The organism is Clostridium neuense (assembly GCF_045310695.1).
In the GTDB taxonomy this organism is placed as follows: Bacteria; Bacillota; Clostridia; order Clostridiales; family Clostridiaceae; genus Clostridium_S; species Clostridium_S neuense.
This window is the reverse complement of record NZ_JBJIAA010000003.1, coordinates 155,578-179,141: the sequence shown is the minus strand read 5'-3', so window position 1 is coordinate 179,141 and position 23,564 is coordinate 155,578. Positions and strand designations below refer to the sequence as shown.

25 protein-coding genes, 1 tRNA gene and 2 other annotated features (1 of these 28 running past the window's edge) are annotated in these 23,564 nt (G+C 30.2%); of the genes, 12 read left to right on the top strand and 14 right to left on the bottom strand.

The window, feature by feature from the left end:
* Nucleotides 1-200: 200 nt before the first annotated feature.
* From epsC to ACJDT4_RS04635, 4 genes are all read right to left on the bottom strand, one after another.
* The gene (gene epsC, locus ACJDT4_RS04650) at nt 201-749 is read right to left on the bottom strand and encodes a serine O-acetyltransferase EpsC (RefSeq protein ID WP_406786473.1); all 549 of its coding nucleotides are present in this window, start codon (nt 747-749) and stop codon (nt 201-203) included.
* Nucleotides 750-833: 84 nt separating this feature from the next.
* Nucleotides 834-1,058: a binding site (T-box leader), on the bottom strand.
* A gap of 75 nt (nt 1,059-1,133) precedes the next feature.
* Entirely contained in the window at nt 1,134-1,802 is a 669-nt protein-coding gene (gene sleB, locus ACJDT4_RS04645; RefSeq protein ID WP_406786472.1) for a spore cortex-lytic enzyme, read from the bottom strand.
* A gap of 121 nt (nt 1,803-1,923) precedes the next feature.
* Nucleotides 1,924-3,150 (bottom strand): Nramp family divalent metal transporter, encoded by a 1,227-nt coding sequence (locus ACJDT4_RS04640; RefSeq protein WP_406786370.1) that lies wholly within the window; start codon nt 3,148-3,150, stop codon nt 1,924-1,926.
* A gap of 129 nt (nt 3,151-3,279) precedes the next feature.
* Nucleotides 3,280-4,548, bottom strand: coding sequence for a magnesium transporter (locus tag ACJDT4_RS04635; protein WP_406786369.1), 1,269 nt, complete (start codon nt 4,546-4,548; stop codon nt 3,280-3,282).
* A 779-nt stretch (nt 4,549-5,327) separates the two neighbouring features.
* Here ACJDT4_RS04635 and ACJDT4_RS04630 point away from each other — a divergent pair.
* The 3 genes from ACJDT4_RS04630 to ACJDT4_RS04620 all read left to right on the top strand — a co-directional run bounded on the left by ACJDT4_RS04630 (nt 5,328) and on the right by ACJDT4_RS04620 (nt 8,899).
* Nucleotides 5,328-6,545 carry an ammonium transporter gene (locus ACJDT4_RS04630; protein ID WP_406786368.1) on the top strand — a complete coding sequence of 406 codons (1,218 nt, stop codon included), beginning with the start codon at nt 5,328-5,330 and terminating at the stop codon, nt 6,543-6,545.
* 105 nt (nt 6,546-6,650) lie between these two features.
* Nucleotides 6,651-7,013 carry a P-II family nitrogen regulator gene (locus ACJDT4_RS04625; RefSeq protein WP_406786367.1) on the top strand — a complete coding sequence of 121 codons (363 nt, stop codon included), beginning with the start codon at nt 6,651-6,653 and terminating at the stop codon, nt 7,011-7,013.
* 35 nt (nt 7,014-7,048) lie between these two features.
* Nucleotides 7,049-8,899, top strand: a complete 1,851-nt coding sequence (locus ACJDT4_RS04620) for a YgiQ family radical SAM protein (RefSeq protein ID WP_406786366.1) — start codon at nt 7,049-7,051, stop codon at nt 8,897-8,899.
* 107 nt (nt 8,900-9,006) lie between these two features.
* On the opposite strand, the gene ACJDT4_RS04615 is transcribed toward ACJDT4_RS04620, so the two are convergent.
* The 4 genes from ACJDT4_RS04615 to ACJDT4_RS04600 all read right to left on the bottom strand — a co-directional run bounded on the left by ACJDT4_RS04615 (nt 9,007) and on the right by ACJDT4_RS04600 (nt 11,945).
* Nucleotides 9,007-9,330, bottom strand: a complete 324-nt coding sequence (locus tag ACJDT4_RS04615) for a hypothetical protein (RefSeq protein WP_406786365.1) — start codon at nt 9,328-9,330, stop codon at nt 9,007-9,009.
* A gap of 372 nt (nt 9,331-9,702) precedes the next feature.
* Entirely contained in the window at nt 9,703-10,593 is an 891-nt protein-coding gene (locus ACJDT4_RS04610; protein WP_406786364.1) for a YegS/Rv2252/BmrU family lipid kinase, read from the bottom strand.
* A 133-nt stretch (nt 10,594-10,726) separates the two neighbouring features.
* Entirely contained in the window at nt 10,727-11,155 is a 429-nt protein-coding gene (locus tag ACJDT4_RS04605) for a CBS domain-containing protein (RefSeq protein ID WP_406786363.1), read from the bottom strand.
* An 85-nt stretch (nt 11,156-11,240) separates the two neighbouring features.
* Nucleotides 11,241-11,945, bottom strand: a complete 705-nt coding sequence (locus tag ACJDT4_RS04600) for a TVP38/TMEM64 family protein (RefSeq protein WP_406786362.1) — start codon at nt 11,943-11,945, stop codon at nt 11,241-11,243.
* A 218-nt stretch (nt 11,946-12,163) separates the two neighbouring features.
* On the opposite strand from ACJDT4_RS04600, the gene pssA reads away from it, so the two are divergent.
* Nucleotides 12,164-12,706, top strand: a complete 543-nt coding sequence (gene pssA, locus ACJDT4_RS04595; RefSeq protein ID WP_406786361.1) for a CDP-diacylglycerol--serine O-phosphatidyltransferase — start codon at nt 12,164-12,166, stop codon at nt 12,704-12,706.
* Nucleotides 12,707-12,765: 59 nt separating this feature from the next.
* Here the strand turns inward: pssA and ACJDT4_RS04590 are convergent, their stop codons facing one another.
* The 4 genes from ACJDT4_RS04590 to ACJDT4_RS04575 are packed head-to-tail and all read right to left on the bottom strand — an operon-like array spanning nt 12,766 to nt 16,398.
* Entirely contained in the window at nt 12,766-13,125 is a 360-nt protein-coding gene (locus tag ACJDT4_RS04590) for a hypothetical protein (RefSeq protein ID WP_406786360.1), read from the bottom strand.
* 19 nt (nt 13,126-13,144) lie between these two features.
* Entirely contained in the window at nt 13,145-14,032 is an 888-nt protein-coding gene (gene sdaAA, locus ACJDT4_RS04585; protein ID WP_406786359.1) for an L-serine ammonia-lyase, iron-sulfur-dependent, subunit alpha, read from the bottom strand.
* Between the two features lies 1 nt (nt 14,033).
* The gene (gene sdaAB / locus ACJDT4_RS04580) at nt 14,034-14,720 is read right to left on the bottom strand and encodes an L-serine ammonia-lyase, iron-sulfur-dependent subunit beta (protein ID WP_406786358.1); all 687 of its coding nucleotides are present in this window, start codon (nt 14,718-14,720) and stop codon (nt 14,034-14,036) included.
* A gap of 16 nt (nt 14,721-14,736) precedes the next feature.
* Entirely contained in the window at nt 14,737-16,398 is a 1,662-nt protein-coding gene (locus ACJDT4_RS04575; protein WP_406786357.1) for a nucleoside kinase, read from the bottom strand.
* 162 nt (nt 16,399-16,560) lie between these two features.
* On the opposite strand from ACJDT4_RS04575, the gene ACJDT4_RS04570 reads away from it, so the two are divergent.
* From ACJDT4_RS04570 to ACJDT4_RS04560, 3 genes are all read left to right on the top strand, one after another.
* Nucleotides 16,561-17,253, top strand: a complete 693-nt coding sequence (locus tag ACJDT4_RS04570) for a DUF421 domain-containing protein (protein WP_406786356.1) — start codon at nt 16,561-16,563, stop codon at nt 17,251-17,253.
* Nucleotides 17,250-17,630 (top strand): DUF4363 family protein, encoded by a 381-nt coding sequence (locus ACJDT4_RS04565; RefSeq protein WP_406786355.1) that lies wholly within the window; start codon nt 17,250-17,252, stop codon nt 17,628-17,630. Before ACJDT4_RS04570 ends, ACJDT4_RS04565 begins: the two co-directional genes overlap by 4 nt.
* Nucleotides 17,631-17,735: 105 nt before the next feature.
* Nucleotides 17,736-17,945: a (2Fe-2S)-binding protein gene (locus ACJDT4_RS04560; protein WP_406786354.1), complete on the top strand. Its 210-nt coding sequence runs from the start codon at nt 17,736-17,738 to the stop codon at nt 17,943-17,945.
* Between the two features lie 607 nt (nt 17,946-18,552).
* On the opposite strand, the gene ACJDT4_RS04555 is transcribed toward ACJDT4_RS04560, so the two are convergent.
* Nucleotides 18,553-19,587: a nucleoid-associated protein gene (locus ACJDT4_RS04555; RefSeq protein WP_406786353.1), complete on the bottom strand. Its 1,035-nt coding sequence runs from the start codon at nt 19,585-19,587 to the stop codon at nt 18,553-18,555.
* 23 nt (nt 19,588-19,610) lie between these two features.
* Nucleotides 19,611-20,135: a hypothetical protein gene (locus ACJDT4_RS04550; protein ID WP_406786352.1), complete on the bottom strand. Its 525-nt coding sequence runs from the start codon at nt 20,133-20,135 to the stop codon at nt 19,611-19,613.
* A gap of 181 nt (nt 20,136-20,316) precedes the next feature.
* Between ACJDT4_RS04550 and ACJDT4_RS04545 the strand changes: the two genes are divergently transcribed.
* From ACJDT4_RS04545 to ACJDT4_RS04525, 5 genes are all read left to right on the top strand, one after another.
* On the top strand, nt 20,317-20,862 hold the full coding sequence (locus ACJDT4_RS04545; protein ID WP_406786351.1) for a class IV adenylate cyclase: 546 nt from the start codon (nt 20,317-20,319) through the stop codon (nt 20,860-20,862).
* A 163-nt stretch (nt 20,863-21,025) separates the two neighbouring features.
* Nucleotides 21,026-21,877, top strand: a complete 852-nt coding sequence (locus ACJDT4_RS04540) for a DUF5685 family protein (RefSeq protein ID WP_406786350.1) — start codon at nt 21,026-21,028, stop codon at nt 21,875-21,877.
* A 41-nt stretch (nt 21,878-21,918) separates the two neighbouring features.
* The gene (locus tag ACJDT4_RS04535; protein ID WP_406786349.1) at nt 21,919-22,524 is read left to right on the top strand and encodes a J domain-containing protein; all 606 of its coding nucleotides are present in this window, start codon (nt 21,919-21,921) and stop codon (nt 22,522-22,524) included.
* Between the two features lie 281 nt (nt 22,525-22,805).
* Nucleotides 22,806-23,312, top strand: a complete 507-nt coding sequence (locus tag ACJDT4_RS04530; protein WP_406786348.1) for a hypothetical protein — start codon at nt 22,806-22,808, stop codon at nt 23,310-23,312.
* Nucleotides 23,313-23,374: 62 nt separating this feature from the next.
* Nucleotides 23,375-23,451, top strand: a tRNA-Gln gene (locus tag ACJDT4_RS04525).
* A gap of 103 nt (nt 23,452-23,554) precedes the next feature.
* Nucleotides 23,555-23,564: a binding site (T-box leader), on the top strand; it runs 190 nt beyond the window's last position.

Below are 23,564 nucleotides of genomic sequence, written 5' to 3'. Positions count from 1 at the left end.
CAAACCCCATATCTACTTTGGTCTTGTTCTTAGGTATCTGCCTCTAATTAAAGAGTAATTCATTATGGTTATAGAATCGCATGGGCTACCGCCCAAACCCCATATCTACTTTGGTCTTGTTCTTAGGTATCTGCCTCTAATTAAAGAGTAATTCATTATGGTTATAGAATCACATGGGCTACCGCCCAAACCCCAGTGGATTATTCTCCACAGAATTTATTGATGTTTATTACGTTTTCTTTTTTGATTATTGGGGATTCTTGCTGCTTGCTTTTGGGTACCACAACTCTTGCTGGTATGCCAACAGCTGTTACATTAGCAGGTATATTTTTTAATACAACAGCATTAGCACCTATTTTGGAACCATCTCCAACAGTAATAGGACCTAATACCTTTGCTCCACTACCTATCATTACATTATTACCTATAGTAGGATGTCTTTTTCCTTTATCCTTGCCAGTTCCCCCTAGAGTTGAACCGTGATACATAACAACATCATCACCAATTTCTGCTGTTTCTCCTATAACAACTCCCATACCATGATCTATAAAAAGTCCTTTTCCAATTTTCGCTCCAGGATGAATTTCTATCCCTGTAAAAAATCTACTTGTTTGAGAAATAAGTCTTGCAATAAAAAACATCTTATGATTATAAAAGTAGTGGGCAGCTCTATACCATATAAGTGCATGTATACATGGATATAATAAAAATACTTCTAGTGCATTTCTAGCTGCTGGATCATTTTCCATCACTTTTTTTATATCATATCTTAATGCTTTAAACAATTTATACTCACCATCCCATTAATATTAAAAATAAAGGCTTCACCTCAAATTAGAGACAAAGCCTTCTTGTTTTTCCACTCTAAAATAATTCACACTCCAAAAACACAATCATGCTTAGTCAATATAACGGTTGCAACCGCTGCATCATACTAACTTGTTCAGATGCAGTACTCCAAAGTGCACTTCATGCAAACTCCATTTAAGAACCTCTCAGCCTGTAGTTCTCTCTCTGAAAATTTTATTTACACTACTTTACTTCATCAACGTATATCCGAGTGATTTACTAAGAATTATACTACTATTATTATATACCAATCTCTTTGTTTGTCAACATTATTTTTTGTGCATCTACCTACAAAATCTATGCTTTCCTATGATCTTAATTAACGGTCTTGACCATATCCAATTATTGGTTGTTTTTGCAGGATTAAAATAATATATTGCTCCACCAGAAGGATCCCATCCATTTAAAGCATCTCTAGCAGCATTAATAGAGCTCTGCTCAATATTAGCATGAATTTGTCCGTCAACAATAGCAGTAAAAGCTCCTGGCTGATATATAACTCCTGCCACGCTAGATGGAAATTTAGGATCTCTTGTTCTATTTAAAACAACAGCCCCAACAGCCACCTGTCCTGTATATGGCTCTCCTCTTGCCTCTCCATTAATAAGTCTGGAAAGCAGTACTAAATCTTGGCTATTATTAGAATATCTTTGAGTTGCTGCAGCTGCAGTACCTGTTGGAAGTCCAAGTGCTGAAAGAGTACTATTGCCTGCAATTCCATCTGGAGTAATTCCATTATTCGCTTGAAATCTCATAACAGCACGATATGTTACATATCCATATCTCCCATCTATGCTGCCAGTATAGTAACCCCAACTTTTCAATCTAGTTTGAATTCTAGTTACAACGCTACCTGAAGAACCATAAGTATATGCAACAGCCTTAACTGCACTATTATAAGGTAAAAGCCATATATACATACTAAAATAAGTCATAAGTATAGCCATGCACATAACAATGCTTAATTTATACTTTTTTATTAAGTTCACAAATTTCACCTCCAGCAAAACATTAATTTTGTATTACAAGCTTATTTTGCTCCAAAGTGAAATTTTAATTCAAAATTTTTAATATTTAAATAAAGTTACCCACAAAGCCCAATATTACAAGTACTATTATAAGTATAACAGTAAACTTTGCTATAAAATTTTGTAATTTATTGTTTACATGCTCACCCATTATTTCTTTATCATTTACTAACTTAATCATAAAGATTAAAACAACGGGACATAATATTCCTGCAATCTGCTGAGTTACTAATATTATATTTACAAGTGATAATCCTGGTATAAGAACAACTATCATACTTACTATAAGCATAAATAAAAATAGTCCAAAAAATATAGGTGCATCTTTAATTTTATTATCAAGTCCGCTTTCAAAACCAAACGCTTCACATACAGCATATGAAGTTGAAAGTGGAATTATGCAGCATGCCAAAAACGATGCTCCAAAAAGTCCTATTGCAAAAAGTGCAAAGGAATATGAGCCAGCCAAAGGTTTAAGTGCAACAGCTGCATCTTGTGCTGTTTCTACTAGTTTATGAGCTTTAAACAAAGTTTCAGCAGTACATACCGTTATAAACAAAGCAGTTAATATCCCCCATACAGTCCCGAGATATACATCAAGCTTTTCATATTTATACTCCTTTAATAAAATACCCTTATCCACAATAGATGACTGAAGGTAAAATTGCATATATGGAGTTATCGTTGTACCTACCATTCCTATTAATTGCAGCCAATAATCACTGGTCAAGTTTGCTTTAGGACTTGTAATCCTAGAAATTACAGTTCCCCAATCTGGCTTAACCATAATTGCTGTGATAATATAAGCAAAAAAAGTTAGGGTCAGTAATAGAAATACCTTTTCTGCTTTCGAGTAATTACCTTTTGTCATTACAACCCATATCATAATAGTAAGTATAGGTACTGAAATATATTTACTTATTTTAAATAATTCCAAACTTGCAGCTATACCCGCAAAGTCTCCTATGCAAACACCAAGATTTGCAACTATAAGTACTAACATGGCAAAAAATGCCCATCTAACTCCATATCTTTCTCTTATCAAATCTGAAAGTCCTTTTCCTGTAACCACAGCCATTCTAGCATTCATTTCCTGCACAACAGCAAGACCAATGCCTATAGCAAATAATCCCCAAAGCATAGAATAACCATAATGTGCTCCAATTACAGAATAAGTTGTCACCCCTCCAGCGTCATTTCCTGCATTTGCTGTAATTATTCCAGGTCCAATTATACTAAATATTAAAAATAATTTTCCAAATTTCTTTTTCATGCGCTCCACCCCTTTGTTAAAAGTTAGCTGACAGTATGTTTACATTTAAATATCTTGTAAAAACCGCATTAACAGTTTTTACAAGATATTTATAAGTAAAAAATTATGAATATGAAATCCATATATTCTCTATCCAACCTTCTTAAATTTCTTTTTCCATGTTGGAAATAACACTTGATCAACTAAATCATTTATTATAATTACTCCACATAACTTTTTATTATCATCTACGGCTGGAAGCGCCAATAAATTATATTTAACTGAAACTTCTATAGCCTCTTCAAGTTTATCAGAATCCCTAACTGTAACTAACTTTGTATTCATTACATCCTTAAGTTTCTTCTCTTGAGGCATAAATATTAAATCTTTTAATGATATAACACCTTCAAGTGCACCATTTAAATCCGTAATATATATATAGTACATTACTTCTTCTTCAGGCTTCATCTCTTTTATTATATCAAGAGTTTCTTTAAGTGTTATGTTTATATTAAAAGATATAAAATCCTTGTTCATTATACTTCCTACTGTTTCTTTTTCATATTCCATAAGACTTCTTACTTCATCAGCATCATCTTTTTCCATATTTAAAAGAATTTTTTCAGCAGTTTCCTCGTCTACTTCATCCAAAATATCAGCTATTTCATCATTAGGCATACTATCAAGAACTTCTGTAGTTTTATCATTACTTAAATTTTCAATAAGATCCGCCTGTATATCTGGCTCAATTTCTTCAAGTATATCTGCCGCAAAATCTTCATCAAGACTTTCAAATACTTTCTTTCTATAATTTGAATTCATATCTTCAAGTATATCTGCTAAATCTGCTGGGTGAAGTGCAGATAACTTTTTATATGGAACAGATAGCTTTAAATTATCATTTATCATTTCAAGTGATTCTACATTATCCCACATTATAAAGCTGTCTTTAGGTTTGATATTTAACATTCCGTACATGCCTTTTATAAAACCTTCTATACCAATTCTTCTTCCAAGAGACATTATCCCCGTATCAACTGCTATAACTTTAAGCTCCCCAGCAATTTGAGCCATTCTAAGATCATTTACTCTTACAAGTTTCTTGCCATTTATATCCACTATCTGTTTATCTAGAAGATTTTTTGAAAGCAAATATGAGTATTTTCGCATTATAGTATCTTTAACCGATTTAACCTTAATAGATATCTTACCATTTTCCTCCTCTTTATAGAAATCTATGGTTTTAAATTCATAGTTTATATATTCACCACTTTTTTTTATTTTATAACCTATTGCTCTAGGATAGCTTTCTTCTGTGGAGACATAAATATCCCAAAGCTTTCCAACATATTCTCCGTATTCATCGTATACTTTTTTATAAAGTACACTGCTTAAAAAAAAGTCATTTAATCTCTGCATTTTAATCCTCCCTTTCCAAATTGTTTATTAAACAGCCTAAACTATTTAATTCAAAACATATTATTACCAATATATAATATGCTTAACAATGGAACTGGTATATTTTTAAAAAGAAAATGCAGATTTGTTGTGAATGAATTTGATATCAAATTATATAAACTATAAATTCAAACGCCATAAATACACCTGCCGCTTGCTTTTTATAGAACACCTCTGCAGTTTTCTTTTTCTTAATACCAGATTCCTCCGGGTATCCGGTCCACCTTCCATTAAATATTCACCACCTATCATAAATAAAGAGCCTTTAAGGCTCAAAATATTTTAGTAAACTCAAACCCGTTTAGCTTTCCATATAAAATTAAAAACAATTTCAACGAGTTCGCAAGTTAACATAACTAAATAGGTAATCACTTTCCACAAAGTATTTCTTTTAATTAATTTCATCAAATATCATTAGATAAATGAAAAAAATCAACGCATAATAAATATAATTATCCTAAATAGTTCTTACCTTTTAATTATAGTATAAAATGTGAACTTTTCAACCACAATATTGAAACTTATGTGTTTTTTTATATTAATTTTATTTTACATAACATTAACTTTCTACATTCAATATCAACTTTAAAGATAAGTTATTGGTAATTTGCTTTTTTATCAATTTTTCGCCCCTTTTTTTAATAATATTATTGCAAAAAATAGTTTTAGATGTTATTATATTAACACAAATAAAGTTTGAAATTTACAAATAAAAAATTACGAAGGGAAGATCATTAAAAATGAATACTGGAGATACTGCATTCATGTTTTTATCAACTGTCTTAGTTATGCTAATGACACCTGGCCTTGCGCTTTTTTACAGTGGAATGGTTAAAGAAAAGAATGTATTAAGTACAACAATGCACAGCTATTGTTGCATCGCTATCGTTTCTATTCAATGGATACTCGTTGGATATTCCTTAGCTTTTGGACCTGACATTTCTCATATAACTGGAAACTTAAGTTGGACTTTTTTAAATAATGTAGGTTTTAAACCCCTAGCTGCATATGCACCTACAATACCACACAATTTATTTATGATGTATCAATTAATGTTTGCAATAATAACACCTGCTTTAATTACCGGAGCCTTTGCAGAAAGAATAAAATTCCCTGCATTTTTAGCCTTCATATTGATATGGACAACTGTTGTTTATGATCCTGTTGCTCACTGGGTATGGGGAACAGGTGGATGGATAAAAAATTTAGGAGCACTTGATTTTGCTGGAGGAACTGTAGTACATATTTCCTCTGGAGTTTCAGGGCTTGTAGCTGCTATTTATATAGGTAAAAGAAAAATCAGAAAAACATCACCAAATAATTTACCAATGACTATACTTGGTGCAGGCTTATTGTGGTTTGGTTGGTACGGATTTAATGCTGGGAGTGCTTTAGGCCTAAATAATGTTACCATGACAGCATTTATTACAACAAATACTTCTGCAGCTGCTGCAACAATTTCATGGGTTGCATGTGAATGGATAGTAACTAAAAAAGCTACTGTTTTAGGTGCCGTTACCGGTGCAGTAGTTGGACTTGTCTCTATAACTCCTGCTGCTGGTTTTGTAACTCCTGCATCATCAATAGTTATAGGTGCTATTGGAAGTATAATATGTTACTTTGCTGTATCCTACTTAAAACCCAAATTCAATTACGATGACGCCTTAGATGCTTTTGGATGTCACGGAATTGGTGGTACCTGGGGAAGCATTGCTACTGGAATTTTCGCCACAAAGGCAGTAAACTCTGGAGGTGCTAATGGACTTCTTTATGGAAATCCTTCACTTGTATTAACTCAGTTTATTGCTACTATAGCAGTTTATGCTTACTCCATAATTATGACAATTATCATATTAAAGGTAGTAAGTCTTGTATTTAAACTTCGTGCAGATGATAATGAAGAAGATTTAGGTCTTGATATTTCAATGCATGGTGAAAAAGGGTATCATATATCTTAATATTTTTTATTTAAATAGTTTATAATATAGTTTATAATATAGGGAGACAATGTTTTTATAATTTATTATTGTTTCCCTAATTTAATATAAGGAGTTGAATGTGCCATGGAACATAAAATATCTAAAATTGACATTGTTACTAGACCGGAAAAATTTGATGAACTTAAAAATGAGCTCAATAAAATAGGTGTTACAGGTATGACTGTAACTAATGTACTTGGCTGTGGCCTTCAGAAAGGTGTTACTGAATACTATAGAGGTAACCCTGTTGAAATCAATCTTAATCCTAAAATAAAAGTAGAGATTGTTGTTTGCGCTGTTCCTGTTGAAAAAGTTGTAGAAGTTGCTAAACAAGTTCTTAATACAGGCAAAATCGGCGATGGGAAAATATTTATATATGATGTAAGTAAAGTAATTAAAATCCGAACAGGCGAAGAAGATTACGACGCGCTGCAAGATTATAAATAAATTTTGTATCCTTTGAAGGGAGATTATTTTTAGCAATGAAAAATACTGACAGCAAATTTTTACCTATAAGTAAGGAAGATTTAAAAGAACAAGGGATTCAGCAATTAGACTTTATAATTGTTACGGGTGATGCTTATGTTGATCACCCTTCTTTTGGTACTGCAATAATTGGCAGAATTCTGCAGCATGAAGGTTTCACCGTTGGAATTATTCCTCAACCAGACTGGAAAAAAGTCGATGACTTCAAAAAACTTGGCGAACCTAAATATGCCTTTTTAGTGAACTCAGGAAATATAGATTCTATGGTAAATCATTATACTGCTGCAAAGAAAAGAAGGCATGACGATTTATATTCTCCTGGTGGTAAGGGTAATTTCAGACCAGATAGAGCCGTTATAGTTTATTGTAACAGGGTAAGAGAAGCTTTTAAAAATGTGCCTATAGTAATAGGAGGCGTAGAGGCAAGTTTAAGACGATTTGCACACTATGACTACTGGGAAGATAAGGTAAGGCGAAGTATTTTAATTGATTCTAAAGCAGATCTCCTTTCATATGGAATGGGAGAAAAGTCAATAGTTCAGATTGCAAACTTATTTAAGTATGGTGAAGATATACATTCAATGAACAGCATAAAGGGAACTGTATATATTTCAAAAGATATAACTAGCTTAAATGACTATGTTGAACTTCCAAACTTTGAACAAGTAGCTTCTGATAAAAGCAAATATGCAGAAAGCTTTAAACTTGAATCAAGAGAGCAGGATTCAATAAATGGTAAAGTTCTAGTACAAAAACATGGAGACAGATATATAGTACAAAATCCACCTTCAGCACCACTTACAGAAGAAGAAATGGATATAGTCTATAATCTTCCTTATACACGAACTTATCACCCTATATATGAAAAAGACGGAGGAATTCCAGCTCTTAAAGAAGTTAAATTTTCAATCACTAGCCATAGAGGATGCTTTGGTGCATGTTCATTTTGTGCGATAACCTTTCATCAAGGGAGAACTATACAGCATAGATCCCAAACTTCAATAATAAATGAAGCTAAGACACTTACAGGATTAAATGATTTTAAAGGTTATATACATGATGTTGGAGGTCCTACTGCAAACTTTAGACACACCTCCTGTGAACTTCAGAAAACAAGAGGTGTATGTAAAAACCGCCAGTGCCTTTTCCCAACACCTTGCAAAAATTTAAAAGTAGATCATAGTGAATACTTAGATTTATTAAGGAAACTTAGAAAACTTCCAAAAATAAAAAAGGTTTTTATACGCTCTGGAATAAGATATGATTATCTCATATATGATAAAAATCCAGAATTTTTTCAAGAACTTTGTAAATTTCATGTCAGCGGTCAGCTTAAGGTTGCCCCTGAACACGTAAGTGATAAAGTATTAAATCAAATGGGTAAACCTGGGAAGAACGTATATGATAGATTTGTAAAGAAGTTTTTCGAGATTAATAAAGCTATAGATAAAAAACAATATCTTGTTCCATATATGATATCGAGTCATCCTGGAAGTGACTTAAGTTCTGCTATACAATTAGCTGAATATATAAAAAAAATGGGTTATATGCCGGAGCAAGTACAGGATTTTTACCCTACGCCAGGCAGTTTATCTACTACAATGTATTATACTGGTATAAATCCTTTAACAGGTACTAAAGTATATGTTCCTAAAAATCAGCATGAAAAAAATATGCAAAGAGCCCTACTTCAATTTTCAAAACCAGAAAATTATAGAATAGTTAGAGAAGCTCTTGAAAAAGCTCATAGGGAGGATTTAATAGGAAATGGTCCTAACTGTCTAATTCCTGAAAGACCTCCTAAATTAAAAAGAATTAATAAAACAAAAAGAACTAAAAAGTCCTAATTATAGGTCTTTTTAGTTCTTTAATTTACTTTATGTTTTAAGAACTCCACATCTCAAAAATATTTAGTAACCTTGCACTTAAATTATATAAACTAACGTCTAAGCTTTTATTTAAATAGTGAAATAGCATAATCCAGACACAGAAGGCATATGATTTCTCCAAGCAAGTATTCCGGCATAACCTTTGTTCCTACTAAAAGTATTATCTTTTCAATGAAGGAGGCTAAAAGTGCTACCATTATTATGCTTATTCCTTTTTTATTCACATAATTTTTCCCTATAAAAAATGCGCAGAAGGTTATAAATAAAATATTTACTATTGTATATATGGCTAGTACATATTCACGACAATTCATAAAACTAATTATATATCCAAAACCATAATTAGAAGCAGGAACTATATTAGGTTCCATCGTTATAACTATATACAAATATAGACCTACAAATAGAAATACAGCAATAAATAAATATGTTATGTTGAATTTTTTATTTCTCATAAATATAAATATAAGCAATACACTTAAAGAAGGTATACATATGAGATTAAACAATACAAAATACTTTATGAACTGTATATAATATATTTTTTTTAAAGCAAACAGTGCTACCAATGAAAAATACCTTAGTAAAAGAGTACTTAGAACAAATATGCATATAACTTTTATTTTAGTAGGACATCTAAAACTCCTTTTTAAAAGTAAAATAGTTAGGTAAATACTAAGTAACAACAAAAATAGATATATATATACTATCAAGTTTTATTATCTCCCAAAAATGCTATCACCTATTATTACTACAAATAACTAGTAAATATTCTTTACTCCTAAAATCTTAACTCCACCTTTTATACATGAAATTTCGACTGGAAAATCTGGTCCTCTTTCTCCATCAATATCTGTAACAACATCATCATTACATTCTATTTTTAAATTATCTGTTTTAAAATATGTAAGACCATTTACATCCTCAAGGTGCTCTCCTCTTATCATCTTGATAAGAATATTAAATAGATTTTTTACCATGCCAGCTTCAATTATTATTACATCAAGCATTCCATCATTTGCACATGATTTATAAGCAAATTTAAAATTTCCAGCTGTCTGTCCATTAAATACAAACATTAATATCATATCACCATCAAATTCATTTTCTTTTGAGGAAACCTTAATTTTTATTTTCCTAAAGTTAGGAAGCTGCTCTATACCCTTTACATAATAAGCTAGTTTCCCTATAGTATTTTTCATATTTATGTCCGTTTGTTGAGAAACATTTGTAAAAAGTCCAGAACTAGCAACATTTATAAAATATTTATCATTAATTTTTCCTAAGTCAATTTCCTGAGGTTCACTCTCAATTATCTGCTTACATGCCTTTTCTATATTTAGAGGCATACCTATAAACTTTGCAAAGTCATTTGCAGTACCCGTTGGTAATATCCCTATAGGTAAGTTTATATCTAATTTTCTCATGTAATTTACAATATTATCTACAGTACCATCTCCGCCTGCCATCAAAATATACTTATATGTATTATCTATATCCTCAAATGCTTCTTCAACGGTATTACCAAGTGAAATTCTATATGGCACTATTGTAAGACCATATTTTTGATGAATTTTTATTATCTTGTCTATTTTTCCTATAATCGTATTTTCTCCTGAATAAGGATTATATATAAACTTAACTTTATTCATAAGTTTACTCCCCTCAAAACTAAAATTACATTTTATATCATTTAGCTATTTACATTTCTCATATATTATATCATTATTTACATTAAACCCACAAGATTTAACATATATCTTGTGGATTTAACAAAATACCAATCTAAATTTTAGGTGAACATGGCTCTGAAATTCCGCAAAGAGCTTCTTCTGCACAATGATCAAGTTTTTCCTCTACGGCAAAATCACCAAGTGAAACTATACCAACTAAATTTCCATTTTCAATAACTGGAAGTCTTCTTATTTGTCTTTCTTTCATAATTCTAGCTGCTTCTCTTACATCCATATCAGGATTTGCAACTACTGGTGTCGATGTCATAGCATTTCTTACAGTCTGCTGTGTTGGATTTTCTCCATCTGCAACAGTCCTAAGTGCTATATCTCTATCTGTTATGACTCCTATAACTTTTTCCTCATCGCAAACTGGAACAACACCAACATCATGCTCTTTCATAAGTTGAGCAGCTCTTTCAACTGTGTCATTTGAATTCAGACTCGCTATATTCTTAGTCATTATATCCTTTATTTTCATAAAAACACCTCCAGAGATATTTTGCCCATGAAAGCACTTTTTATTTATAATGCAAACCTTGATTCTATTTACAAACCTACTAATATTATGTGTTACTTTTAGACTTATACCTCTTATAAATAACAGCTGCCGTTGGTGCTATAATTAATATTATAATTAAAGGAAAAAAAGACCTTAAAGAAAATCCTTTTTCAAAATTTTTACCCATAAAAGAGTAACAAATCATTTCTGGCATAATGCCTATAACTGTTCCCAAAATAAAATCCTTATATTTCATTGATGTAAGTCCAGCTGCATAACTTAATGGATCATAGGCAAATATAAAAGAGAGTCTCATTAAAAGCATAATTATAAAACCATGTTTTTCTATTTCACCATGTAGTTTCATAACTTTACCTTTAAGAATTTTATCAACAAATGGTTTTCCAAGCTGTTTTGCAAGAAAAAAAGCAAATGTAGCTGAAAAAAAGCAGCTTATCATACTTAAAAGAAAAGCCTTCCATGGTCCAAAAATTCCACCTGCCATTATTGATAAAAGAGATGCTGGAACAACAAAAAGTATTGGTTTTAATGAATATATTATAACAAATACTACAGCGGCAAATTCACCATAACTCAATATATATCTTTTTATATCCTTAGTTCTAATATGTAAAATTCTAAGTCCATTAACTTTATGCCATACTCTGCCTAAATGATATCTATTAAATTTAAAGGCCAAAATAATTGCCAACATTATAAAAATAATTAAGCATACATACATAAGTATTTTTTTTGCTTTAGAATTCATTTATTTCCTCCGAGCCTCATTTAATAACTTATAAACTTATTTCCCCAACTAATTTATCATATCACATTTGTTACATTATTGTATACTTTTTTTTACTAAAAACACATTACAAACTATATACTTATGTGTTATAATAATATTTGCTATGTATCATGTTCTTATAGTTAACTATTATTAATGGAATAATTTATTTTTAAATGTATTAGGAGTGATTATTTATGACTAAAAGTTCAGTTGCCAACATTTTTACTTTTGGTAATTTATCATGTGGTTTACTATCACTAACCATGACTTTGGCTGCTGCACCACAAAATAACTCAGATTATTATAAATTAGCTTGTGTTTTTATATTGTTGGCTGGAATTATAGATAGATATGATGGTAGAGTTGCCCGTGCTTTAAATGTATCAAGTGAACTAGGTAAAGAACTTGATTCATTAGCTGATCTTGTATCCTTCGGCGTTGCTCCATCAATCTTAGCTTATAACCTGCTTGGTATTAATTCGGATTTTAAGTTTGTAAGTTATATCTTACTTCTAATATTCCCTATATCAGGTGCTTATAGATTAGCTAGATATAATTTATCAACTTTTGATGGAAATTTCAGAGGTATTCCAATTACAGTTGCCGGAATGGTTATGGCTTTATACTTTTTAATTTTACTTTCATTAGACATATATTCAAATCCAATTTTAACAATTATACTTATGCTTTTATTCTCTTATTTAATGGTAAGTAAAATAAAAATTAAAAAGTTCTAGTATGAAAAGTGTTTTGTAAGTATATTTAAATTCCATATGGTATTTTACCATATGGAATTTTATTTAGGCGGAGGCGTTTTGGGTGTATTGTCTCTTTTAATTATTAATTCATCCTCTATTTGAGCTAATACAAACTTTCTATTCAATTTGCATTTCATAACATTTGCTTTTATTTTGCAGTAATTCATATAATCAATTTCATAACATTCCATAGTTTCAAGTAATTCATCAATTATATCACCTAATTTATCTACTCTTTCTATTGCCTTCTTAACATCATGCCTTGTTGCAGGTGTAATTTGATTTAATTCTGACGCCCCTCCTATTAAAAGTCTGTATGAACTCACACAATTAGTAAGCAAGCCAGATAAGTTATTTAAATCACAGTAATAATCTTCTATTATCTTTTTTTTACACATTTTACACCTACCATACTTATTACTTATATAATTTACTATCTTCTAATTGTTTTCGAAGCTTTTCGCCAGTCTTTGTAGTTGCAAGCCCCCCCATAGCCGTTTCTCTAAGTTCACATGGAAGTTGTTTTCCAACTCTATACATAGCAGTAACACAATCATCAAATGGAATTATACTCTTAACTCCTCCCATTACAATGTCCGCCATTGTAAGTGCACTTACAGCTCCAGCTATATTTCTCTTAGCACATGGAACCTCTACCAACCCTGCTATAGGATCACATACAAGTCCAAGAGTGTTTTTTATAACCATAGCAGCTGCATCAAGTGCCATATCTGGTGTTCCTCCCATCATTTCAACTACAGCGGCTGCTCCCATAGCTGCCGCAGATCCACATTCAGCTTGACATCCACCTTCTGCTCCAGATAAAGTAGCATTTTTAGCAATTAATATTCCAACACCAGACGCAGTAAATAACGCTCTTACAAGTTCTTCTTCACTCTTTTGCAATTTTTCACCTGCAGTTATTATTACAGCAGGAAGTATTCCGCATGAGCCTGCAGTTGGAGCTGCTACAATTTTACCCATAGCTGCATTTACTTCTGAACACGCCACTGCCCTTGCCATTGCTTTTACAATAAATTCACCAGTTAAAGTATTTCCACTGCTAGCATAATTATTTAATTTAAATCCATTTCCGCCTATAAAACCACTTAAGGATTTAACATTATTTTTTGTACCATAATCAACAGCCTGCTTCATAACCTGTAAATTTTTATTCATCTTTTTTAACACATTAAAAAGAGTATCTTCCGTCTTTTTAATTTCTTCTTTAATAGTATATTCACTTATACTAATATTATGTTTTCTGCACTCATTTAACATTTGTATCCCATTGTCCGCAAACATATTATTCACTCTCCATAATAGGTTTTATAAAAATTACATCTCTTACGTTTTCTATTTTCTTAACTGCATCAATAAGCCATTCTGGAATTATATTATCTGTTTCAAAAATCATTGATGCTGATGAACCTTTAATGCTTCTATAAACCTTTAAAAAAGCTATATTTATGTTATTATCATAAAGCATCGTACTTATTTTTGATATCATACCCGGAATATCCTTATGATATACTATCAAAGTTGGATAATCACCTGAAAAATCCATGTTTTGATTGTTTATTTCTATTATTTTTATACTTCCACCGCCAATTGATGAACCTGTTATTTCCATAATACTTTTATCTTTTTTATGAATTATAAATTTTACTGTATTAGGATGCACGTCACCCAAATCACCCGCTACAAAGCTTATTTTTAAATTTAATTTTTCTGCCATTTCCATAGAATTTCTAAGCATTTCATCCCATGGATTCATTCCTAAAATTCCAGCTACTAAAGCTTTATCTGTACCATGTCCCCTATACGTCTTTGCAAAGGAACCATGTAAAATGAATTTAACTTCATCTATATTATCTTTTCCACCTGCTATTATCCCTGCTATTTTCCCAAGCCTCGCCGCTCCAGCAGTATGAGAACTTGATGGTCCTATCATAACAGGACCTAAAATATCAAATGCACTATATTCTTTCACATTAGCACCACCAAATTTAGTATTTATAAAAACAGCTTCCACCTACAAACTCTCTTAATATAGAATTATCAGGTACAAACTTCATATCCACATCCTTAAAGAAATTAAGAAAACTTCTAAGCTTTTTTGCTTCATAATAAACACTACTAGAAGCCTTAATTTTTGACAATTCTGCAAGCGCATATTTTTTAAGTACACACAATTCATAAACTAAAGATGAATTGAACATAACATCTGCCTCTTCTTGAAATACAAAAATGTTCTTTTCCTCACCTTTTTTGATCGATGGCCACATTTTCAAAGTCTCCTCCGACCCATACCCTCTAGACAAATAATCTCTTACAATCCTTCTTATTTTTCTAGTGTCTGTTGTAGAAATTCTATTATGACTATCAAGATTAAGCTGAGTTAACGCACTTATATATATTTTAAATTTATTTTTTCTTGGTATTAATGGCGTAAGCATTTCATTAAGACCATGAATTCCTTCAATAATTATAATGCCGTTTTCTGGGAGTTTTATGCTATTTTTATTCCATTCTCTTTGCCCAGTTTTAAAATTAAAAATCGGCAATACAGTTTCTTTCCCCTTCATTAAATCATTAAGGTTTTCATTAAAAAGCTTTATATCGAGGGCATATATAGACTCAAAATCATAATCACCATTTTCATCCTTAGGTGTGTGCGCCCTATCTACAAAATAATCATCTAATGATATCGGTATTGGTATCATTCCATTTACCCTAAGCTGAATTCCAAGTCTTCTAGCAAAGGTAGTTTTTCCAGAAGAAGAAGGCCCTGCTATAAGCACTACTTTAATATCTTTTTTAGCATATACCATATCAGCTATATACGCAATCTTTTTTTCTTGAAATGCTTCTGAAACTCGTATCATGTCAGTAATCTCACCATTTTTAACCTTATTATTTAAAGATCCTACATCAGCAACTCCAATAATATTTCCCCACTTTTCAGTTTCATAAAAAATTTGAGATAATTTTTTTTGTTCAACAAACTGTGGCAATTTGTTTATTTCCTTTTCACTTGGAATCATAAGTATAAATCCTGGCTTATAATATTTTAAATCAAAATTTTTAAGTATTCCTGTTGAGTATGCCATAGTTCCATAAAAGTAATCGTATCTTCCTTCTAATTCATACAGTTTAAGCTGATGAAAATGAACCTGATTCATCAATTTAACTTTATCATCCATGCCATAGCTTTCAAATATTTCTATAGCTCTTTTCTTGCTTACAGATATCTTCTTTATAGCAATATCTTTATCTATGATATCCTTCATTTTAGATTTGATTTTTTCTATATCATCCTCATTTAATTCACCATCTTGTTTATGAATTTCACCAAAGATTCCATTTCCTAAAGAATGCTCTATAGTTATTTTACTATCGGGATAAAGATCTAGTACTGATTTTATAAGTACAAACTGTAGAGTCCTTTCATATACTTTTATTCCAATCGGATTTCTTATATCTATTACATCAAAGGTTCCCGAGTGATAAATTTTATAGGTTAGTTCATGTATATAGCCATTTAATATTCCAAGAACTACAGGCGCATCTGCATCCAATTTATTTTCCTTTACAACATCAAAAAATTCACTACCTTTTTTAACCGAAATACTCTCGCCGTTTTTCAATTTTAAAGTCACATTATCCACAAATAACATCTCCAAACTTAATTAAATCTTTAATATTATACTTTAAAACACCAAAAATGTACCCTACTTTACTAATAATTTTTTGCTTTTTTTGAAAGAATAAAACCATTAGTTAATTTTATTTATATTATAAACCATTAAAATAAAAAAAGGATTGATATTATGATTATCGTAATGATAAGAACAATAATTCTATATTTTTTAGTAGTTTTAACAATGAGAATAATGGGAAAGAGGCAAATAGGTCAACTTCAACCCTTTGAACTTGTAATTGCCATAATGATCTCAGAACTTGCATCTCTTCCTATGCAAGATACTAGAATTCCCCTTATTCATGGAATAATACCTATAATTACGCTTCTTGTTCTTGAAATAATTTTATCTGTGCTTCAACTTAAAAGTGAAAAAGCAAGATCAATTTTATGTGGTAAACCTACAATATTAATAAATAATGGTAAGATAGACTACTATGCTCTAAAAAACCAAAGAATTAATATGAATGATCTCCTTGAAGAATTAAGATTAAAAAGCTTTTTTAATATCAATGACATTGAATTTGCAATTTTAGAAACAAGCGGTCAATTATCGATTATTCCAAAGACTCCACTTAATCCTACAACAAAAAAAGATTTAAATATACAAAGTTCCCAAGAAGTACTGCCTGTAACTTTAATTCTAGATGGAAAAATAAATTATGAAAGTTTAAATTTAATAAATAAGGATTATAATTGGCTAGTAAATGAACTAAAAAAGCAAAGTATAGACTCTCCTAAAGACGCATTTATAGCAATACTAGATTCTAATCAAAAATTTTACTGTCAAAAATACATAAGGATTAAGGAGGAACAATCATGAAGAATGTAATATTTTCAGCTGCCCTTTTTATATGTGTATTAGGATTTAGTATTTATTCAATAGCTCACGTAAATAAAATCTGCAACTCTATGCTTGCAATAAACGCAAAATTAGAAAATTCAATACAGGATAGTTCATGGAAACAGGCTGAAAAAAACTTAAATAAATTTTCTAAGCAATGGGATAGCTATTCGAACCTGCTTTCAGTATACGTACACCATGCAGAAACAGATGATATAAGCATGGAAGTAGAAAAATTATCTCAAGCTATAAGATATAAGGATGCTAAGGATTCCATGGAATCTGCACATACAATAGAATTTCTTATAAACCACATTAGAGATCTTGAAAAAATAAATATACAAAATATTTTTTAGAATAATAATTATTTATGGATACCAATTATCAATTATGTTATAATAATAACTGTAAGAATAAAATTTATGAATTTTATATTTTATTTATATATAAAGGAGAATAATATGGATAATAATGCTAATATGGATATAATGGATAAATTGACCAAGGTTTGTATATGCAAGGCTATTCCTAGGTCAAAAATAAAAGATGCAATAAAAAATGGTGCAAAAACCGTTGATGCTGTTAACAAAGCAACTGGTTCTGGCTCAGGAGGCTGCTGCGGAAGAAGATGCGGTCCAAAGATACAAGCGCTTATCGATTCTTATAATTAAATTTATAAATAAAAAAGACGCTATATATCAAAAATACTCTATAGTATAGACAATAAGAATTCTATTCTATGGGGTATTTTCTTCATTTTTTCTCTTATTTGCTCACATTTTATTTTTGTTTTTAGCATATTATAACCTTCTTTTTAAACGAATATTTATTCTCCTATAAAACACCCTTATATCAAAGGCATGTCAATAATCATTTTTGAATATAAAAACAGCAGTCTATTTTTACACTTGACTGCTGTTTTCATTTTAATTAATCACTTTTTAATTTTGTAAATACGAAACTCTAAAAAATTTTAATTAATGCAAAAGCGGCAGTATTCTTACAATTGCTCCTGCTCACCCCCTGGCTTAGTGACACTAATATATTAGTTTTGGTACTATTATAGTGAAGACTAATTTATAGTTCATGAATCACATAAACCTATACGAGGTTTGGGCTTAAGCCCATTATCCTTCTAGAACATAATTTTAGTCATTTAAAAACTTCGCCCAAACCCCCTAGCTTAGTGAGACTAATATATCAGTTTTAGCCCCATTATAGAGAGGACTAATTTATAGTTCATGAATCACATGGGCTAACGCCCAAACCCCCATATGTTTACTTTTCTATATAGTTTCTTACGTGTTTTATTACTAGGTTTATGGTTCCATCACCATTTCTGGCTATTTCAAATCGAGAGGAATCATTGTACGCTTCTTCATTTATATATATGTCTATATCCTTGTCTATTTTTAATCTTATTCTTGTGAGCTTAGTTTCAACCCATTGCTTGTCTACTTCTAACTTTTCCTCTACTCCCTGTTCTTTTACAAATTGTGAAAAGTCCTGTGATACTTGTTCATTTCCATTAAATATTTCTTGTGAAAATTGTTCTACATTTATAACATCATCTTGCTTAAGCTTTTTCTTAATTGAACTTCTTACTTTTTCAGCCTCATCTGCATTGTCCTTAAGGTTATTTTGTGTCCATTTTTCAGCTGCCTTTACAAAGGTTTTTGTAAGATCCCTTTCATTATTTATCACAGTACATCCTAAATAATTTCCTATAAAATAATTTGAGCCATAATCCTCATCTTCTTTTTTAGGTTGCTTATCTATAACCATAAGATCAAACTTATTATCTTCCTGAATAGGTTTTATAAAAGCACACTTTTGTATCCTTTGTCCACTTGATGGAAGTCCAATAAATTGTGGAATTATATTTATACCAACCTTATCCTCAACAACATCTATGCTATGTGTATAGTTTTTTACATAGTCCATTTTCAGAATTGCAAGCATTGGACCATATTCTGTTGATATCGATACCACAATTACATCACAAGATGGTATATTTCCCTTTGACTTCATAATTATAAAGAGCTGAGATGCAAGCTCCTTTGAAACAGGTATAAGTCCAGTTTTACCACTTAAATATTCCTGGCTTAATTCTTTTACTATATTTCTTTCTGAATTAAAAACTGCATATTTAAGCTCTTCATCCTTGAGGCATTTTTTTACGTGTTTTAATATATACTCATAGGTTTCATCATTTAAGACAAGACCAATATCATCAAAAATAACCTCATCAGAATTATTATCCAAAACATGAATAACTGCTTCGTTTATACTCACATCATTTATATATTGCAAAATATCACCACTCTAATTATTATCTAAAAAAATCCTCTTTTAACTGCTCTAGGATTTTTTTGAAAACACAAGTTTAAAAAGTCCTTATCTGGTACAAATTCAATCCGTGCTCTTCCACTTCCGCCGCTTAAAATTATTGTATAAATCTTTTCTTCTGTATCTTTAGGATAGCATTTTAAAATTTTATCAGGCTTATTTGAAATTTCTCTTACTTCATCACTATCCTTAGCTGCTAAAAGTTCTATATCTTTAACATCAAAACTAACAATCAGCTTTCTTTTTATCTTATCCCCTATACTTACTATATCTATTTCTCCATTGGTGAAGTCATATTCATAATCCACATATGTTTTTCTTTTTAAAATAATCAAACCGAAATATATTATAGCACATAATACGCATAATATAATACCTAAAAGCCCTAAAATTGCTGTTGAGAATAAGCATATTACTCCAAAGACTATACTTAGTTTCATCTCAATGTTCACCACTTTATACAAAGTACTTTCATGTGCACCTACAAATTGTTCGTAAAAATTGTCCTGCATATTGATCTACCTCCAAAATTCATAAAACTCTACAACATATATAAATTAACTATTTATTTTATTGTTATTATAGCATATCCCCCCTTTATCTTGAAACTTTTAAATTTACAATTAAAAGACAATATTTTTGTAAATTATGATATAATACTTAATAAAGCACAGAACTTAAGAGGTGAATATTTTGAATGAAATTGAAACAAGACTTTTAGATATAAATGTAGATATTATAAGGCAAAAGCTGATTGACTTAAATTTACCCTTAGTAAAAAAAGAAAATCAAATAAATGATATCTATGATTTTGATGATAAAAGACTTCTAAATAATAAAGGCTATGCCAGAATAAGGACAGTTCAAAATATGCTTGATAGTACTACTCACTATTACATGACCGTAAAGAAACTATTAAGTCAAGAAAAATACAAGGTTATGGAAGAAAATGAAACTGAAATTTTAAGTGGTGATGAAGGCAAAAAAATTTTAACTGCTCTTGGACTTTCTAACATAAGCTCAATAAAAAAATACAGAGAAAGTTATAAATATAAAAATTCTTTAATAGAAATTGATATTAATGATAAATCTTTTTGCCCGTTTCCTTATATCGAAATAGAGACATCAAATGAAGACGAACTTAAAGAAATCGTAAAATTTTTAGGTTATACCTTAGCTGATACAACTTCAAAAACAATATATGAAATATTAAATGAAAAAGGAATTAGGCATATTTAAAAAAAATAACAAGTTCATCTAGCGGTTAATTTTGCGTAATATTTCCTCAACTAAACCCGCTAAGACTACCTAGTATTAACAGAACTAGTTTCTTTATATTACACAAAATTATCTCTTAATATTGACTTATTATTTTCTTTCAGGTGCCTTAAAGGTATATAAAATGTTTGGATATGTAATGCCATGTAAACCTGAGTTAAAAATAAAGGATTATGAAAAGTTCAAATCCTATTATTGTGGTCTTTGTCTTTCCATAAAAAAAAATTACGGAAATTTGCCAAGGCTAGTCTTAAATTATGATATGACATTTCTTGCAGTACTTTTAGATTCAATTTCTGATGAAAAATGCAAGGTGCATTTAGGTCGTTGTATGTTTCATCCTATGCAGAAAAAATACTTTATAGTGCAAAATGCTGCAATCGACTATGCCGCCTTTTGTAATATAGCTTTAACCTATTATAAACTTTTGGATGACGTTTATGATGAAAATAGCAAAGCTAGTAAAGTTAAGTCAATATTACTAAAATCCTATTTTAACAAATTTCCTAAAAAGCTTAAAGATAATACCAATTACATAAAAAAGAGTTTATTAGAACTTTCTAAGCTAGAAAAGAGCAGTTCAAAATTAAATATTGATGAGCTGTCTCATCCCTTTGCTGACTTAACAGGATTCATTATCTCTAAATATATTGAAGATATAACTTTAAGTAGCGTTCTCTATAGCCTTGGTTACAATCTTGGAAAATGGATTTATATAATCGATGCTTATGATGATTTAAAAAACGATATGGAAAAAAATAAATTTAATGCATTGAATTTTTCCATGAACGAAAATAATTTGCCTTACGATGAATTTTTAAGTATGATTAAACCTAAAGTCAGCTTTATATTAGGTCTATGTGGAAAAAGCTGTCTTGATTCTTTAAAAAAACTTCCAATGCAAACAAATGTAGATATTCTATACAATATACTTCAATATGGTCTTTTAAGTAAAATGGAGAAATTAAATTTATAAACAGCAGAAATATTTTATTGTCGAAAAGGAGTGTAGTATTAATGCAAAATCCATATGAAATTCTAGGTTTAAATGAAGGTGCATCCCAAGAAGAAATAAAAAGAGCCTATAGAGAATTAGCCAAAAAGTATCATCCTGATCAATATGGCAATAATCCTCTAAGAGATCTTGCTGAACAAAAAATGCGTGAAATCAATGAAGCTTATGATTATCTTACAAAAAACGCTAGTGGAAATACATATTCTAATAATTCAAATAACAACTATGAAAATAGCAGCTACGCAGCAGATTATAATTCCATAAGAGCTGATATAAATAACGGAAATGTGGGTTCTGCTGAAAGTAAATTAAACAGTATAAAAACAAGGGATGCAGAATGGTTTTACCTTATGGGAAATGTATGTTTAAGAAAAGGTTGGTATGACAGAGCTTATAACTATATACAAAATGCATATAATTTGAATCCTTCAAATCCAGAATACAGATCAGCATACGAAAATTTGAGTAGACAAAATAATTCATATAGAAATCCTTACAATAATCGAGGATATAATGATAGAGACAACTCTCTCTGCAATCTATGTATAAGCTTATGGTGCGCAGAAAATATATGTGACTGCTTAGGCGGCGGTATGGGAGGATGCTAATAAGTCTAAATGTATGATATAAAATACATTTAAGCTTTAAACTAATTAAAATTTATTTTTGAGCCTTTAATCTTTTTACAGAGTAGGGAGTATAGTGAAGTAAGATTAATGATGACGCCAATTTTGATATAAAACATCATTTATTTTTACATATTTTAAGATTTGCCTGACATAAAGAACATAAATCCTCCTTCACCCTACTCCCTATTCTCTGCTCTATAAAAATACATTCATTTAAAATAATTTTATTTCATTGTTTATAGTAAAGGAGCATTTAAAGTATGGATAAAACTAAAAAGTTAACAAGAAGCAGTTTTTATACAGCATTATCCGTTTTATTAATATATTTGTCTACAGTAATGCCTATAGGAAGGTTATATATCTTAGCTGTTGCCTGCTGTATTATACCAATTTCAATTTTAACTACAAATATTAGATATTCAGTTTTAGTCTATGCAGCTGCTTCTCTTCTTAGTGTATTTCTTTTAGGAATAAAAGTTAGTGTGTTTTCGTATATAATATTCTTTGGAATTTATGGATTTGTAAAATTATATATTGAAAAATTAAGAAAACTGTATCTTGAGATTTTCTTAAAACTAGCATTTTATAATGCAGCAATTTTTATTATATTTATCCTATATAAGACCTTATTCATTAGTTCCAGTACTACAAAACTTCCTATTTATTTAATTGTACTTATTTCAGAGCCAATATTTTTGCTCTGTGACTATGTAATCACCTTATTTATAGACTACATGAATAGACATTTTATTAAAATTTTTAAATAAAATGTTGACAAATTTCTAATTAATGCTATAATAATATTTGTCGCTGCGGTGATGAAAGCTAATGCCCTATAGCCAAATTGGTAAGGCACCTGACTCTGGATCAGGCATTGTGTAGGTTCGAGTCCTGCTAGGGCAGCCAAAAACTTCAAGATGTTCTTGAAGTTTTTTATATATATTTAACTTTATAAATGTTGACAATAATCTATTGTTAAACTATAATTAGTAACTAACAAAATAAAATACTAAAAGTTT